Origin of the sequence: Acutalibacter sp. LFL-21 (assembly GCF_025630755.1) — a bacterium.
Classification (GTDB): Bacteria; Bacillota; Clostridia; order Oscillospirales; family Acutalibacteraceae; genus Acutalibacter; species Acutalibacter stercoravium.
On record NZ_JAOTNT010000012.1, the window covers coordinates 1 to 15169 of the forward strand.

Annotated in this window: 17 protein-coding genes; 12 read left to right on the forward strand and 5 right to left on the reverse strand. The window is 58.7% G+C overall.

Annotated features, from left to right (window positions below; all coding sequences use genetic code 11):
* A partial coding sequence (locus ODJ80_RS12185) for an AAA family ATPase (protein ID WP_263042317.1) occupies nucleotides 1–306 on the reverse strand: 306 nt, incomplete at its 3' end.
* A gap of 347 nt (nucleotides 307–653) precedes the next feature.
* On the opposite strand from ODJ80_RS12185, the gene ODJ80_RS12190 reads away from it, so the two are divergent.
* Nucleotides 654–2111 (forward strand): hypothetical protein, encoded by a 1458-nt coding sequence (locus ODJ80_RS12190; protein ID WP_263042318.1) that lies wholly within the window; start codon nucleotides 654–656, stop codon nucleotides 2109–2111.
* Nucleotides 2112–2771: 660 nt separating this feature from the next.
* Here the strand turns inward: ODJ80_RS12190 and ODJ80_RS12195 are convergent.
* Nucleotides 2772–3149, reverse strand: coding sequence for a type II toxin-antitoxin system death-on-curing family toxin (locus ODJ80_RS12195; protein ID WP_263042319.1), 378 nt, complete (start codon nucleotides 3147–3149; stop codon nucleotides 2772–2774).
* Nucleotides 3146–3388, reverse strand: a complete 243-nt coding sequence (locus tag ODJ80_RS12200) for a type II toxin-antitoxin system Phd/YefM family antitoxin (protein WP_263042320.1) — start codon at nucleotides 3386–3388, stop codon at nucleotides 3146–3148. Before ODJ80_RS12200 ends, ODJ80_RS12195 begins: the two co-directional genes overlap by 4 nt.
* Before the next feature lie 672 nt (nucleotides 3389–4060).
* On the opposite strand from ODJ80_RS12200, the gene ODJ80_RS12205 reads away from it, so the two are divergent.
* Nucleotides 4061–4882, forward strand: a complete 822-nt coding sequence (locus ODJ80_RS12205; RefSeq protein WP_263042321.1) for an SHOCT domain-containing protein — start codon at nucleotides 4061–4063, stop codon at nucleotides 4880–4882.
* A 59-nt stretch (nucleotides 4883–4941) separates the two neighbouring features.
* On the opposite strand, the gene ODJ80_RS12210 is transcribed toward ODJ80_RS12205, so the two are convergent.
* Nucleotides 4942–5475 (reverse strand): inorganic diphosphatase, encoded by a 534-nt coding sequence (locus ODJ80_RS12210; RefSeq protein WP_178864010.1) that lies wholly within the window; start codon nucleotides 5473–5475, stop codon nucleotides 4942–4944.
* Between the two features lie 117 nt (nucleotides 5476–5592).
* Here ODJ80_RS12210 and ODJ80_RS12215 point away from each other — a divergent pair, with 117 nt between their 5' ends.
* The 3 genes from ODJ80_RS12215 (at nucleotide 5593) to tsf (ending at nucleotide 7882) form a co-directional block, all read left to right on the forward strand.
* The gene (locus ODJ80_RS12215) at nucleotides 5593–5889 is read left to right on the forward strand and encodes a YlmC/YmxH family sporulation protein (protein ID WP_178864011.1); all 297 of its coding nucleotides are present in this window, start codon (nucleotides 5593–5595) and stop codon (nucleotides 5887–5889) included.
* Nucleotides 5890–6107: 218 nt separating this feature from the next.
* Nucleotides 6108–6869, forward strand: a complete 762-nt coding sequence (gene rpsB / locus ODJ80_RS12220; RefSeq protein WP_263042322.1) for a 30S ribosomal protein S2 — start codon at nucleotides 6108–6110, stop codon at nucleotides 6867–6869.
* 98 nt (nucleotides 6870–6967) lie between these two features.
* On the forward strand, nucleotides 6968–7882 hold the full coding sequence (gene tsf, locus ODJ80_RS12225; protein ID WP_263042323.1) for a translation elongation factor Ts: 915 nt from the start codon (nucleotides 6968–6970) through the stop codon (nucleotides 7880–7882).
* Between the two features lie 129 nt (nucleotides 7883–8011).
* Here tsf and ODJ80_RS12230 read toward each other — a convergent pair whose 3' ends face one another.
* A complete protein-coding gene (locus ODJ80_RS12230; RefSeq protein WP_263042324.1) occupies nucleotides 8012–8521 on the reverse strand; it encodes a helix-turn-helix domain-containing protein in 510 nt (169 codons plus the stop codon).
* Between the two features lie 264 nt (nucleotides 8522–8785).
* Here ODJ80_RS12230 and pyrH point away from each other — a divergent pair, with 264 nt between their 5' ends.
* The 7 genes from pyrH to ispG all read left to right on the forward strand — a co-directional run bounded on the left by pyrH (nucleotide 8786) and on the right by ispG (nucleotide 15166).
* Nucleotides 8786–9490 (forward strand): UMP kinase, encoded by a 705-nt coding sequence (gene pyrH / locus ODJ80_RS12235; protein ID WP_263042325.1) that lies wholly within the window; start codon nucleotides 8786–8788, stop codon nucleotides 9488–9490.
* Between the two features lie 50 nt (nucleotides 9491–9540).
* On the forward strand, nucleotides 9541–10095 hold the full coding sequence (gene frr, locus ODJ80_RS12240) for a ribosome recycling factor (RefSeq protein WP_178864046.1): 555 nt from the start codon (nucleotides 9541–9543) through the stop codon (nucleotides 10093–10095).
* Nucleotides 10096–10116: 21 nt separating this feature from the next.
* Nucleotides 10117–10854 carry an isoprenyl transferase gene (locus ODJ80_RS12245; protein WP_263042326.1) on the forward strand — a complete coding sequence of 246 codons (738 nt, stop codon included), beginning with the start codon at nucleotides 10117–10119 and terminating at the stop codon, nucleotides 10852–10854.
* 115 nt (nucleotides 10855–10969) lie between these two features.
* Nucleotides 10970–11791 carry a phosphatidate cytidylyltransferase gene (locus ODJ80_RS12250; protein WP_263042327.1) on the forward strand — a complete coding sequence of 274 codons (822 nt, stop codon included), beginning with the start codon at nucleotides 10970–10972 and terminating at the stop codon, nucleotides 11789–11791.
* 19 nt (nucleotides 11792–11810) lie between these two features.
* Nucleotides 11811–12968, forward strand: coding sequence for a 1-deoxy-D-xylulose-5-phosphate reductoisomerase (locus ODJ80_RS12255; RefSeq protein ID WP_263042328.1), 1158 nt, complete (start codon nucleotides 11811–11813; stop codon nucleotides 12966–12968).
* A gap of 18 nt (nucleotides 12969–12986) precedes the next feature.
* Nucleotides 12987–14054 (forward strand): M50 family metallopeptidase, encoded by a 1068-nt coding sequence (locus ODJ80_RS12260; RefSeq protein ID WP_263042329.1) that lies wholly within the window; start codon nucleotides 12987–12989, stop codon nucleotides 14052–14054.
* A 65-nt stretch (nucleotides 14055–14119) separates the two neighbouring features.
* Nucleotides 14120–15166: a flavodoxin-dependent (E)-4-hydroxy-3-methylbut-2-enyl-diphosphate synthase gene (gene ispG, locus ODJ80_RS12265; protein ID WP_263042330.1), complete on the forward strand. Its 1047-nt coding sequence runs from the start codon at nucleotides 14120–14122 to the stop codon at nucleotides 15164–15166.
* Nucleotides 15167–15169 lie beyond the last annotated feature (3 nt).

Genomic DNA, 15169 nt, shown 5'->3' on the forward strand with positions numbered 1-15169 from the left:
GTTGAGGGCCTCGGGGCACTCCTGTACCTCATCGAAAATGACGAGGGTCTCCCCAGGCAGAATCTTTTCTCCGGCGATCATGGAAAGCAGTTCTATGATCCGCTGGGGGTTTTTGTTTGCCTCGAAGATGGATTTCAGCGCGTCTTCCTCGTCGAAGTTAAAATAAACATAGCTTTCATAGCAGCTCTGGCCGAACTCTTTCATGAGCCAGGTCTTTCCCACCTGGCGGGCGCCGCGAATGATGAGCGGCTTTCGCTCCGGGTCGTTTTTCCATGTTACAAGCTGCGAAAACGCGTTTCGTTTCACCCACTTCACCACCTTCTTCTCTGGATGAAAGCAGTATAACACGTTTTTCCAGGGTTTACAACGGGAACAAAACACATTTTTCTGAAAAAACAGGACGAAAAAAACACATTTTTCCGAAATTGGTGTTGAGAAAGGCCCCGCCCCTGTCTTTGGGCCCAAAAGAACACCACCCCCGCCCCGCCTCCGCAATCCCGCCGAGCAGGACAGGGAAAAGGGAGAGCCAGAGCCCGCGGGCTTCCAACTCTTCCCTTTGTCGCTTTTCCGCAGCCGGCGGCCCGACAATTTCTTGTGCTTTCCCACAAAGTGTGATAGAGTTATGGTGAGTATTTGCAGGGAGGCGGCACCCTATGGCAAAATTCCCATTCACCAATTTCTTTGATAGGAACGGCAACGGCCAGATGGACTTTACCGAGGAGCTGCTGGCCATGAAAGTCTTTGAGGACGCCCTGCCGGGGGAGGAGTCTGCCTCCTGTGATGAGACGGAAAACGACGGCCTGGATGGCTTAGACGACGGGCTCTCCGATGAGATAGACGAGGGGGACATCAATTCCCTCATTGACCAAGATTTGGGACTTCACTCCCCGGACTTTTTAGAGGAAGATTCCGAGGGGGACGCCGCCATCTGGGACGACCTGGAGGAAGATGAGGATGTGTGGGACGATTCCCAGGAGGAGGCGGAGGGGCCCGTGGCCTACCTGACGTTCTCCGTGGAAAGCCGAGAGGACCGGTTCGCGAAGCAGGGCGCCCGCCGGGAGGACTACCCCACCCAGCGGGCCTATGACGCCGCCTGCGGCCTGATAGACTTGCAAAACGGCAAGGGCTATGTCCCCTCGGACAGCACCCGCCAGCGGGAAATCGACCGGCGGCGGTTTTTGGTGGAGGGCGGCTGCGTGGCCGCCCGGTACCTGACCCTCCACGACGGCTTCTTATACGCCCAGGCGGTGAAGGAAAACTTCCCGCTGCCCATCGAAGTCCCCGACGAGGACGAGCGGCCTGTCACCTCCCTGGATGATCTGTTCCTGGATTTGGCGGAGGAGGACCCGGCCCTGGCGGTGCGGGTCTGGGCGTGGATCATCCGGGAGTTCGGGCCCTACCCCCAGTACATGGACGGGGTCTGGATGCCCTTCAACGGCCTCTTGTACCTGACGTTCCGGTTCCCGCCAGAGTTCCGGGAAATCGCCCTGGAGGAACTTTGCCAAAACAGTGACTTCCGCCGCGGTCTGCTGGAGACGAGCCCGGAGTTTCCCGACGCGGGCGGGTACATCGCCTACGCTCTGTCCCATGGGCGGGAGGACCAGGCGGCCACCTTGCTGCAGTCCGCTTTGAAGAACCCCCACGGCAAGGGCGTCCTGTATGAGGAACTGGTAAAGGATATGATGTCCCATATGATAGAGGGGCGGGACCCGGAGCCCTGGGAGGCTCTGGAGCGGACGGTGTTCCCCATCCTGGAGGGCCTCCCCGACAAGCGCACCCAGCGCCTGCTTCCCCAGTGGAAAGAAGAGGTGGCCCAGCGCATCCAGTGGAGGCGGCCCAGGCCGGCGCCCCAGCCGCCCCAGTACGCCGACCCGCTGGCGGTCACGGACAAGACCGTGTACACCTTCTGCGGGGTGCGGTTCCCCGGGTGGAAGCGTGTGTACTACTACCGCACCGACGATGAGACCCTGTCCGTAGGCGACCAGGTGCTGGTCCCCGGCAGAGACGGCCCCACCCCAGCGGAGGTGGTGTCCATCCAGAAGCACCGCCGCGACACCGCCCCCTACCCCGTGGACCGCGCAAAGTTTGTGGTGGGGAAAGTTGCGGATTGAAAACGCCGAGATTCTTTGTGGCATTCCTAATACAACTTGGCGTTCTTTGCCTCATTGTGTTGCTTGATTTTATCTGGTTGTGTATAATGAACCTGGATTTGCGGTTACCAATTTTTGAAGTACCGAAGGGGAATGAGACGGTACAGATGCATCTTCCGTGGAGTTTTGATGTGAATGGGAATCAGGTACGTTCGGTATCCGAGTAAGTAGCCTCCTCAAGACAATGCTTTGGGATGTTTTAATGCAATAGTGTGTGTAGATTCGTCTTCTTCCAAATCCACTCTTTGGTTGATAATCTTTAATTGCACACGATATTGTCAATATGGGGATGAAGAAAGTGTATATCCAATCCGCGTTTCGTGTGGATGACCCAGAAAAACGGAAACAAGAAATAACTCCGCTGCTCAAAAGTGGAGATTTCTTCAAAAAAATCCTCGTAACATCTGGGAATTCGAAACCCCACATGGACGACCATGGTATCTTGTATATGGGTGTTATCCCATTTCTTTTGGATGAGCAGAGCTTAAATGCCTAGAAGAAAACGCCTCTCACACTGAGAGGCGTTTTTGCTTGGTCACATCGGGCAAAATCACATGGAAGCCGGCGACAACCTCGACGTGGTTTGTCATCTGGCTGGCTTGGCCTCCCGCCAGGGCCGTCTTACAGGGAGTGGGCCAGGAGCCAGGCCAGCAGGTCCTCGTACCGGCTTTCTCCAGAGGCCGTCCGCAGAATGATATCCACCAGTTCCTGCTGGGTGTAGCGCGGCTCCACGCCGTTGACGGCCAGAAACACCAGCATCACGTGGGCGCCGGTTCGCTTGTTGCCGTCTACGAACGGGTGGTTTTTCACCAGGCCGTATCCGAGACGGGCGGCCTTCTGCTGCAGGGAAGGATAGGCACTGGTTCCCGCAAAACTCTGAAAGGGCGCGCTGAGGGCGGACTCCAGAAGCCCTTCGTCCCGCAGCCCGGGGCTGCCGCCGGAGGCCTCAATCAGCTGCTGATGGAGCAGCTGCACCTGCCGCTTGTCCAGAATCTTCATTTGGCCAGTTCCTCATAGGCGGCGCGGTTCTGCCGGATCAGCCGGGCGGAGACCTCCAGGATGTCCTCGTCCGGCGCGGCCTGCGTCTGTTCGGCCTGGCTGAATTCCATCACCAGGTACCGGGGGACATTGTTTTTCAGGATGACCGCTGCGCCGCGCTCATCCACCAGCCGGGCAACCTTGGAAAAGTTCTGATTGGCCTCCGTCATGGAGACCATGGCGTCTGTGTTGACCATCATGGCAATCACGCTCCTTCCATCTCAATTATACGCAAAACTAGGAGGAATACAACCTACAGTTAAAAAAAGAAAGCACCGCTATGTGTCCCGGGCTTCCCGGCAGCGAAACGGAGAGCAGGGAAGGAGTGGCGTCCCGGAAGGACTGCTGCATTGGCTTTTGCGGACAAAGAAACCCCTGTTTCAAAACAGGGGCCTCCTCAAAATGGGGCAGCGATTTTAATGCGGTATCATCCCTAAGAAGGTTGCGGCAGTGACACCTGGGAGTCCGCTGGGTAATGCTTGAGATTTCCGGTGACAAGGACCGCTCCGCAGTGTTTTGCTACCTCGTAGAACTTTTTATAAGACGCGTCGATGAACTCGTCCGCAACAGGTTCTGGGACGACTGAAAGGCTGTAGTGTGATCCCGCTTATCTCCACCAAAAAAGACCAGAAGCATTTGCTTCTGGTCTTTTGCTTTGCCCCAAAACCGGTGCGCCGCCACTCTCCGCCGGGGGATGTAGCTGGGTCTCCCCTCTTTTGAAGAATGAATTAAAAGTGCACAAAATATATTGACAATATAAAAGATATACATATAATTGTATTTAAGCGGATGCGAAATGGGAGATGCCGGAACTGTTTTTTCGGGCGCGCCGCTAAAACAGATTTATGATGTAATGGAGGTTTTTGATGAGTATGGAAGCTGTGGCATCATTGGAAAGCAAGAAAGTCAAATTGGGCGTTGTGTTTATCGCTCTTTGGGTGGTGATTTTTGCGGCCTTCTTTGGTTTTATCGGGGTCAACTACGCGGGTTACCGGGAGGTGCAGGATGCGGGCATTGCCCTGATGCAGGCGGCCTCTTCCGAGTATGACTCGGAGGACCGGGAAGAGGTTATCGCGGACATCTACATGGATTTGACCCGTACCACGTTCTTGGGGGAGTCGGTCTCCGATGTCACCGGCGACCTGCGGGACAGCCTGGAGGCTCTTCTGGAAGACCTGGGCTACGATGTGGGCTATGTGCCCTATTACTTTAAGTATAGGAACTTTTCCAGCTACTTAACCAGCTATCTCTTCTTAGAGATTGACGCTCTCCCCATACTGGCTTTCTACCTGGTGATGGTGGTGGCCTTGGTGTTTACCCTCATCTACTTGGCAAACCGGAAGGGCTCCGTCACAGTGGGGCAGAACGGGGTGACTTGCCAGAAAAAGAAAGGCCACGCCATGCAGTTGCTGTACCGTGACATTATCAGCGTAAAGACCTCTGGGTTGGGCGGCCTATCCATCATGGGGCCCAGCGTCAAGTTCTCCACGCTGTTCTTGAAGAACGGCCCCGCCCTGCGGGCCGCCATCATGCAGCGGAAACTGGCCCTCTCCCCGCAGCCCGCCCCAGTGGCCCCCGCCACCCCGCCTCAGGATGCTGCCGACGAGCTGAAAAAGTACAAGGAGCTTCTGGACAGCGGCGTTATCACCCAGGAGGAGTTTGACAAGAAGAAAAAGCAGCTTTTGGGGCTGTGACCGTTACAACAAAAAATGTCCCCCGGAAGAACTGGGGGACATTTTTCTGTTTTTAAGTCTTACCGGCAGAAGTCGTTCAAATACCGCTCCAGGCAGGAGGAGATGATGGCCTTGGCGGCCTCGTGGTCCCGCACCTCGCCGATCTGGGTGTGAGAGGAGTCCTCCAGCTGCTTGTACACGGTGAAGAAGTGCTGCATCTCGTCGAAGATGTGCCGGGGCAGTTCGGTGATGTCCTGATAGCTGTTGTAGGTGGGGTCGTCAAAGGGGATGGCGATAATCTTCTCATCCTCGCTGCCGCCGTCGTCCATGATGATGACGCCGATGGGGTAGCACCGCACCAGGGACATGGGGATGATATTCTCCGAGCAGAGCACCAGCACGTCCAGGGGGTCGCCGTCGTTGGCGTAGGTGCGGGGAATAAAGCCGTAGTTGGCAGGGTAGTGGGTGGAGGTGTACAGCACCCGGTCCAGCCGCAGCAGGCCGGTCTCCTTGTCCATCTCGTACTTGGCCTTGCCGCCCTTGGTGATTTCAATGACGGCGAAGAAGTCATCCGCCTTGATGCGTTTGGGGGAAATGTCGTGCCAGATGTTCATAAAGCTCCGTCCTTTCCAAAAGAAGGTTCTGTAAAGCTATTATACCATGCCCTCTCCCAAAAGGGAAGGGATGGAACGCCTTCTCTCCGCATAGAATACAGGGAGGAGGTGGCGCCTATGGTTTGCAGGATGGATTCCCTGCGGGACAAGGAGGTCATCAATGTCAAGGACGGGGGCCGCATCGGCTTTGTGTGCGACGTGGAGGTGGACACCCAAGAAGCCCGCCTCACCGCCGTGGTGGTCTACGGAAAGCTGCGGCTGTTCGGCCTGCTGGGCCGGGAGGCGGACTTCGTCATCCCCTGGGGGGATATCGTCCTCATCGGGGAAGACACGGTGCTGGTGCGCTGGCAGCCCCCTGCCCAAAGCCAGCACCCGGGGACATTCAGCAAGCTGCTGGAAAAAATCGGCTTCTAAAGGCCGTTTTTCGCCGGGAGCCCCCGGTTTTCCAGCAAAAAAAGCCTTGCTTCTCCCGGGGGCTTGTGCTATAATATTTCAGCAAAACACACGCCGCGCCTCGGTTTGGTGCCCGGGAGAGCCCCGGGTCTGCCCCGAAAAGACCGCGCGGCGGAGGCAAAGCCCGCGAAAAAATCTAACAACAGCCGGGCTTTCAAAACCAAGGAGGTATTTGTAAAATGGCAGTCGTATCTATGAAACAGCTTTTGGAGGCCGGCGTGCATTTCGGCCACCAGACCCGCCGCTGGAACCCCAAGATGGCCCCTTACATCTTCACCGAGCGCAACGGCATCTACATCATCGACCTGCAGAAGACCGTCCGCAAGCTGGAAGAGGCCTATAACTTTGTGCGCGACCTGTCCACCGAGGGCAAGAGCGTTCTGTTCGTGGGCACCAAGAAGCAGGCTCAGGAGTCCATCCGCGAGGAGGCCACCCGCGCCGGCGCTTTCTATGTAAACGCCCGCTGGCTGGGCGGCATGCTCACCAACTTCGCCACCATCCGCACCCGCATCCAGCGCCTGGCGCAGCTGCGGAAGATGGAAGAGGACGGCACCTTCGACCTGCTGCCCAAGAAGGAAGTCAGCAAGCTGCAGCTGGAGATCGAGAAGCTGGAGAAGTTCCTGGGCGGCATTAAGGACATGAAGACCTTCCCCGGCGCCCTGTTCATCGTGGACCCCCGCAAGGAGCGCATCGCCGTTTCCGAGGCCCGCAAGCTGGGCATTCCGATCGTGGCTATCGTGGACACCAACTGCGATCCCGATGAGATCGACTACGTTATCCCCGGCAACGACGACGCTATCCGCGCTGTCAAGTTGATCGCCGGCGCCATGGCCGACGCCATCATCGAGGGCCGCGAGGGCCAGATGGGCGCCGCTGCCAAGGAAGAGGCCGAGGCTGAGGCCGATGCTGAAGAGGCTGGCGACATCAGCGTGGAAGAGTAAGCGTCTCTCTGTTTTCGTCGTTTTTCGTATAAGAGTAGCTGAGAAGGCTGCCCCGGCGGGGAGCGCCCCGGGGGCGCGAAGAGAAAGGATGTTTGCAAATGAATTTTACCGCTAAAGACGTTGCCGCCCTTCGTGAGAAGACCGGCTGCGGCATGATGGATTGCAAGAAGGCCCTCACTGCTTCTGAGGGCGATATGGAAAAGGCCATTGACTTCCTGCGGGAGAAGGGCCTGGCCGCTTCCGTGAAGAAGGCTGGCCGCATCGCCGCTGAGGGCGTGGCTTTCGCCACCGTCAGCGAGGACGGCAAGGTGGGCGTGGTCATCGAGGTCAACGCCGAGACCGACTTCGTGGCCAAGAACGCTGACTTCCAGGCCTTTGTTAAGACCTGCGCCGACACTGTCATCGAGCAGAACCCCGCCGACGTGGAAGCCCTGCTGGCTTGCAAGGCTGCCGGCACCGAGGAGACTGTGGACGCCCTGCTGAAGGAGAAGATCCTCACCATCGGCGAGAACATCAAGATCCGCCGCTTCGCCCGCTATGAGGGCGCTGTCACCTCTTACGTCCACGCTGGCGGCCGCATCGGCGTTATCGTGAAGTTCGACACCACCGACGACATCGCCGCTACCGAGGGCTTTAAGGCCTATGCCCACAACGTGGCCATGCAGATTGCCGCCATGAACGCCGAGTACCTGGACGAGGCCTCCGTCCCCGCCGAGCGCGTGGAGAAGGAGAAGGAGATCCTGACCCAGCAGATCGTGGACGAGGGCAAGCCCGCCAACATCGCCGAGAAGATCGTGGCCGGCCGTCTGAACAAGTTCTTCAAGGAGATCTGCCTGGTGGACCAGGTCTATGTGCAGGACAGCTCCATGACCGTGAAGCAGTACACCGAGTCCGTTGCCAAGGAGCTGGGCGGCGACATCAAGATCGCTGCCTACACCCGCTTTGAGAAGGGCGAGGGCCTGGAGAAGCGCCAGGATGACTTCGCTGCCGAAGTGGCCGGCATGGTGAAGTAAGTTTTCCCAAAGCACAGCAAAAGAGCGAGTTCCAGAAATGGAGCCCGCTCTTTTTTTCTTTATGGGAACCGGCTTGTCAGCTGGGTGCGGAAAGAGGCAGCGGTTCCACGGCTTCCTTTCCCAGCATAGTCAATTTCGCTTCCGTGTCAAAACAGCGCCGGTAACTCCCCCTGCCAGGAGAAAGGGCCACACCCGGGCGAACAGCCATTCAAAGGAATGGTAGATAGTCCCCAACACAGCGGTTTCCGGGTCGCTGTAATCCCAGTGCTGGTAGGGGCTGTTCAGCAGGAGCAGGAGAGCGAGCATTGCCACAACCGCCGCGCTGAACGCGATAAAGAGCCAGTGGATGACTTTCCTTCTGCTGCATTTTATCTGTGCCAGCTGCAAATTGATCACCTCCAATTTTTCAGAAATGGCAGTCAAGTGGTCTGCGTCGGTTTCAACGATCGTCTCTCCCAACAATGTGCTGACAGGCGTTTCCAGCGCTTCCGACAGAGCGATCAACAGGTCGGAATCGGGGACCGACAGCCCCTGTTCCCATTTGGAAACCGTCTGACGTACCACGTTCAGCTTTACCGCAAGCTCCTGCTGGGAAAGCCCCTTAGATTTCCGAACCGACTTGATGTTTTCACTGAGCATGGGGCGGCCTCCTTTCTTTCTAGCTTCAACCTCATTATAGGCCGCACCGCCTGTTGCCACAAGCAACGGGGAGTAACATTTTCAAAAAACCGTGAACAGCCGCCCGTAAGATGTAAATTTTTTGTAACGCCCCAGCCGTTTTTCCCTATTCTAAAGGAAAGAAGCGGGCCTTCCCCCCGGAAAAGGATTTCTTTGCGCTTTACAACCGGGGGTTTTTCATGTACAATAAGTGCGAATATAATCTGTAAAGCGGGGAGAGATACTATGGCACTGAAATACAAGCGGGTCCTGCTCAAACTCAGCGGCGAGTCCCTGGCGGGGAAGGCCGGGCACGGCATCGACTTCGACACGGTCCTGGAGATCTGTAAGCCCATCAAGGAGATCGTGGACATGGGCGCAGAGGTGGCCATCGTGGTGGGCGGCGGCAACTTCTGGCGGGGCCGCTCCAGCGGCAAGATGGACCGCACCCGGGCCGACCACATGGGCATGCTGGCCACGGTCATCAACGCCCTGGGCGTGGCCGACGGCCTGGAGCAGCTGGGCCTGGATGTGCGGGTGCAGACCGCCATCGCCATGCAGGAAGTGGCCGAGCCCTACATCCGCAACCGGGCGGTGCGCCATCTGGAAAAGGGGAGAGTGGTGGTGTTCGGCTGCGGCACGGGCAACCCCTTCTTCTCCACGGACACCGGCGCGGCCCTGCGGGCGGCGGAGATCGAGGCCGATGTGATCCTGAAGGCCACCATGGTGGACGGCGTCTATGACAGCGACCCCAAAAAGAACCCCGATGCCAAGAAGTATGACACCCTCAGCTACATGGACGTGCTCAACCAGAACTTGGGTGTGATGGATATGACCGCTGCCTCCTTCTGTAAGGACCGGAATATCCCCTTCCTGGTGTTCAGCATTGAGGATCCCCACAACATCGTCCGGGCGGTTTCCGGCGAAAAGGTGGGCACCTTGGTGCAGTAAGCTCCCTAACACAGAGATTTTTTGAAAGGCTGGTAACCAACATGGCAGAGATGAAAGACGTTTTCGCCAAGGCAGAAAGCAAAATGAAGAAGAGCATTGACCATCTGATGGAGGAGTTCGACTCCATCCGCGCGGGCCGGGCCAATCCCGCGGTGCTGGACCACATCATGGTCAACTATTACGACACCCCCACCCCCATCAACCAGCTGGCGGCGGTTTCCGTGGCAGAGGCCCGGGTGCTGGTCATCCAGCCCTGGGACATGAGCGTGCTGCGGGGCATTGAAAAGGCCATCCAGACCTCCGACCTGGGCGTCAACCCCCAGAACGACGGCAAGGTGATCCGCCTGGTGTTCCCGCCCCTCAACGAAGAGCGCCGCAGAGACCTTTCCAAGGAGGTCTCCAAGCTGGGCGAGGAGGCTAAAGTGGCCATCCGTTCCATTCGCCGGGACGCCATTGAAAAGCTGAAGGAAATGAAGAAGTCCGGGGATATCACGGAGGACGACCTGAAGCAGGCCGAGAAAAAGACCCAGGATTTGACCGACAAGTATGTGAAGAACGTGGACGAGTGCGCCCAGCGCAAAGAAAAGGAGATCATGGCCATCTGAGCCTGAAAGGGGGAAGAGGCCTTGGCCTTTCAATCGAAAGAGGATGGGGAGCGGGCGGCTTTGCGGCTGCCCGTTCACATCGGCATCATCATGGACGGCAACGGCAGATGGGCTAAAAGACGCTTTCTGCCCCGCTCCGCCGGCCATCGGGCAGGTGCGTCCAATTTTCGCACCATCACCCGCTATTGTTCACAAATCGGCATTAAGTATCTGACCGTGTACGCCTTCTCCACCGAGAACTGGAACCGCCCTGCCGACGAGGTGGGGGCTTTGCTGCGCCTGTTCAAAGAGTATCTGGAGGAGGCCCTGCGGGACTTTATGGATGAAAATATCCGGGTGCGCTTTATCGGGGATGTCTCCGCCTTTCCAGAGGAGCTGCGACAGCTCATCCACGAGGTGGAAGAGGCTTCCTCTGTAAAGACCGGCATGGTGCTGAACCTGGCCATGAACTACGGCGGCCGGGCGGAGATCACCCGGGCGGCCCGGGCCTTTGCCCAGGAGGTGGCCGCGGGAAGGCGCCGCCCGGAGGACTTGACCGAAGAGGGGTTCGCCCAGTATCTCTACACCGGCGGCCAGCCCGACCCGGACCTGATTATCCGCCCCAGCGGGGAAGAGCGCCAGTCTAATTTCCTGCTGTGGCAGGGGGCTTATGCGGAGTTTGTCTACTTCGATATTCTCTGGCCGGACTTTAAAACCAGCGACCTGGATGAGGCCATTCGGATCTATTCCACCCGCCAGCGCCGCTTTGGGGGCGTGTAACTCCCCCCTACAGCCTAGCAGAATTTTTTCAAGAAATGATCTGCCATAGGCTTTTTTTGGGAATGAATTGGGAATTTTATTTTCAGAGAAGAAAAACCTGTAAAGGGATGTTGCTATGAAACAGCGGATCGTATCCGGGGCCTGCCTGGTGCTTTTTGTGGCGGCCATTGTGGTGTTCAACCACTCTTTTCCTCTGGCGCTGAACATTGTTGTGGCCCTGGTCTCCGCCGCGGGCGTGTTTGAGCTGGTGAAGGCCATGGACCTCACCCGGAAGTGGTTTCTCTGCGGCCCGGCGCTGCTGGCCGCCGCTGTGATCCCCTTCTGCAATGAGGAAACGGAATTTTTGGCTTACTGCCTGTTCACTCTGCTGGTGTTTTCCGCCATGATTGTCTATCACAAAGAAACCACCTTTAAAGAGGTTGGGGTGCTTTACAGCATGGTGGTGCTGATCCCCAGCGCCCTGCAGTGCTTGGTTTCCCTGCGGGACCTGAGCCCAGATCACGGCATGTTCTATGTGCTTATTGCGGTGCTCGCCGCCTGGGTGGCGGATGCCGGCGCCTATTTCGCGGGCACGCTCTTTGGCAAGCACAAGCTCTGCCCAGAGATCAGCCCCAAAAAGACCGTGGAGGGGGCCATTGGCGGCGTGGTGGTGAACGTGGCCGTCATGCTGCTGTGCGGCCTGCTCTTTTCCGAGTTCTATTATCAGGGAACAGCCCATGCGGACTATGGGGTGCTGTTTTTGATCGGCCTGTTCGGGGCGGTGCTGTCCATCCTGGGGGACCTGAGCTTTTCCATCATCAAGCGCAGCTGCCACATCAAGGATTTTGGCCAGGTCATCCCCGGCCACGGCGGCATTTTGGACCGCTTTGACAGTGTGATCTTTACCGCGCCGTTTGTGTACCTTTTGGTGGGATTTCTCCCCCTGGCAGGCGCATAAGCATAAGAGGGGGCGCACTATGAAAAAATTATCGCTGCTGGGTTCTACTGGCTCTATCGGCACCCAGGCCCTTCAAGTGGTGCAAAACCTGCGGGAGCAGGGAGAGAAGTGGGAGGTTGCAGCCCTGGCCGCCCGCTCCAGCGTCAATCGGCTGGAGGAGCAGGCCCGCAAGTTCCATCCAGAAGTGGTGGCCGTCTTCGACGAGGGGGCGGCCCTTTCCCTGCGGCAGAGCCTGCGGGATACGGACATCCAGGTGCTCTCCGGCATGGAGGGCCTGTGTGAAGCTGCCGCCTGGCCGGGAGCGGACCTCACCCTGAACGCGGTGGTGGGCATGGTGGGCCTGCAGCCCACCCTTGCGGCCCTGCAGGCGGGGAAGGCCCTGGCCCTGGCCAACAAAGAGACCTTGGTGGCGGGTGGCGCCATCGTTATGGAGGCTGCCCGGAAGAGGAACCTTCCCATCCTCCCGGTGGACAGCGAGCACTCCGCCATTTTCCAGTGCTTGCAGGGGTGCCCGGAGCGGGGCGCCCTGAAGAAACTGGTGCTCACCGCCTCGGGTGGGCCCTTCTTCGGCAGGAGCCGCCAGGAGCTTGCGGGGGTCACCCGGGAGCAGGCCCTGCGCCACCCCAATTGGGACATGGGGGCCAAAATCACCATCGACTCCGCCACCATGATGAACAAGGGCTTAGAGGTTATGGAGGCGTCCTGGCTCTTTGATCTGCCGGAGCACCGCATTGAGGTGGTGGTCCACCGGGAGAGCGTCATCCACTCCATGGTGGAGTATCAGGACAACGCGGCGGTGGCCCAGCTGGGGGTGCCGGACATGGCGGTGCCCATCCAATACGCCCTCACCTATCCCCGGCGGATGCCTTCCCCCGCGGGAGAGCTGGACCTGTGCGCCCTGGGAAAACTCACCTTTTATCCGCCGGATCGGGAAGCGTTCCCCTGCCTGGAGCTCTGCCGGGAGGCTTTGCGCCGGGGCGGCCTGGTGCCTGCCGCGGCCAACGGTGCCAACGAGCAGGCTGTGGCCCTGTTTTTAGAGGGGAAGATTGGCTTTTTGGATATCCCCCGGCTGGTGGAGGCCGCCATGGACCGTCAGGATCCCGGCGTGGTCACCTTGGAAGCGGTTCTGGAAGCGGATCGAGAGGCACGGGCTTTCGTGGCAGGCGCGGCACACTGATTTAAAGGAGATGGTTCTTTGCAGATTCTGACGGCGGCTTTGCTGATTCTCATTGGCGTTTTGCTTTTTGGCTTTATCATTTTCTTTCACGAGCTGGGGCATTTCCTGCTGGCCAAGGCCGCGGGTATCCGGGTGAATGAATTCGCCCTGGGCATGGGGCCCAAGCTGTGGGGGTTCCAGCGGGGAGAGACGCAGTATTCTCTGCGCCTGCTGCCCATTGGCGGCTACTGTGCCATGGAGGGGGAGGACGAGGAGAGTCAGGATGTCCGCGCTTTTGGCAACAAGCCCGTGTGGAAACGCTTTTTAGTGGTCGCTGCCGGATCTGTCTTTAACATTGTTCTGGGCTTTTTCCTGATGATGATTGTTTTGGGCCAGCAAGAGGTGTTTGTCACCACCCAGATCTCTCAGTTCACCGAGGGCTCGGCCCTCCAGGCCGCTGGTGCCCAGGTGGGGGATACCATTGTGGAGGTGGACGGCTATGCCATCTACACTGACCGGGACCTTTCCTTTGCCCTGGCCCTGGCGGACCCGGACGCCGTCTCCATGGTGGTAAAGCGGGAGGGCCAGCGGGTAGACCTAGGCACCTTTGCCATGCAGTCCCAGGTTTTGGAGGACGGCACCAAAATGGTTTCCCTCGATTTCTATGTGGAGCCGGAGGCCGTCACCTTTCTGGGCCTGGTGCGCCGTTCCGCCACAGATACCTTCTCCATGGCCCGCATGGTGGTGGAGACCCTGAAGGGGCTGTTCACCGGGCGCTTTGGCCTCAACGATGTGGCAGGGCCCATCGGCACGGCTCAGGCCATTGGGCAGGCAGCCAGCGCGGGGCTTGCCCAGGGCTTTGGCCAGGCGGTGCTGAACATTCTGCTGATGATTGTGATGATTACCGTGAACTTGGGCATTGTGAACCTGCTGCCCCTGCCCGCTCTGGACGGAGGACGGCTGCTGTTCCTCGTCTGGGAGGGTGTCACCCGCCATCCAGTTCCCGCTAAGTACGAGGGTTATGTCCATGCGGCTGGCTTCATCCTGCTCATCGGGTTGATGGTGGTCATCGCCTTTCACGATATTTTCCGCATTGTCCAAGGATAGCAAACAAACCAGGGGGCCCGGCAGCCGGGCCTCCCTTTTTGAAAGACTGGGAAAGGGGAAACTATATGCAACGGAGAAGTTCAAAACAAGTGGTGGCCGGGGGCGTGGCCATTGGCGGCGGCGCGCCCATTACAGTGCAGTCCATGTTAAACGTCCCCTCTACGGATATAGCGGGCAGTGTGGAGCAGGCCCTGCGCTTGGAGCAGGCGGGCTGCCAGATCCTCCGGGCTGCCATTCCCAACAAGGAGGCTGTGGCCCTGATCCCCGCTATCAAAGAGCGGGTTTCCATCCCCCTGGTGGCGGATATCCACTTTGATTACAAGCTGGCCTTGGAAAGCGTGGCCGCTGGCATCGACAAAATCCGCATCAACCCCGGCAACATCGGGGACGACAGCCGGGTGAAGGCCGTAGCCGATGCCTGCCGCCAGAAGAATATCCCCATCCGCATTGGGGTCAACTCCGGCTCCTTGGAAAAGCACATCCTGGCAAAATACGGCGCCCCCACCCCGGAGGCCCTGGTGGAAAGCGCCCTGTACCACGTCTCCCTGCTGGAGAAGTTCGACTTTACGGACATCGTCATCTCCCTGAAGGCCTCCTCGGTGGATTTGACCGTCCGCGCCTACGAGCTCATGGCCCAGCAGTGCCCGTACCCCCTGCACTTGGGGGTGACAGAGGCGGGCACCGCCCGGATGGGCCTGGTGAAATCCGCCATCGGCATTGGCAGCTTGCTCCAGCGGGGCATTGGGGACACCATCCGGGTGTCCCTCACCGCCGACCCCGTGGAGGAAGTGAAGGCCGGGGAGGACATCCTGCGGGCCCTGGATCTAAAGCAAGGGGTGCGGCTGGTTTCTTGCCCCACCTGCGGCCGCACCCGCATCGACTTGATAGGCCTGGCCCATCAGGTGGAAGAGGCCCTGAAAGCATGCCAAAAGGACATCACCGTGGCGGTGATGGGCTGCGCGGTCAACGGCCCGGGGGAGGCCCGGGAAGCGGATGTGGGCATTGCCGGCGGCGAGGGGGAAGGGCTCCTGTTTAAGAAAGGGAAGATCGTGAAAAAGGTTCCGGAGGACCAGCTGCTGGCTGCCCTTCTGGAGGAAGTGGACAAGCTGTGAGCG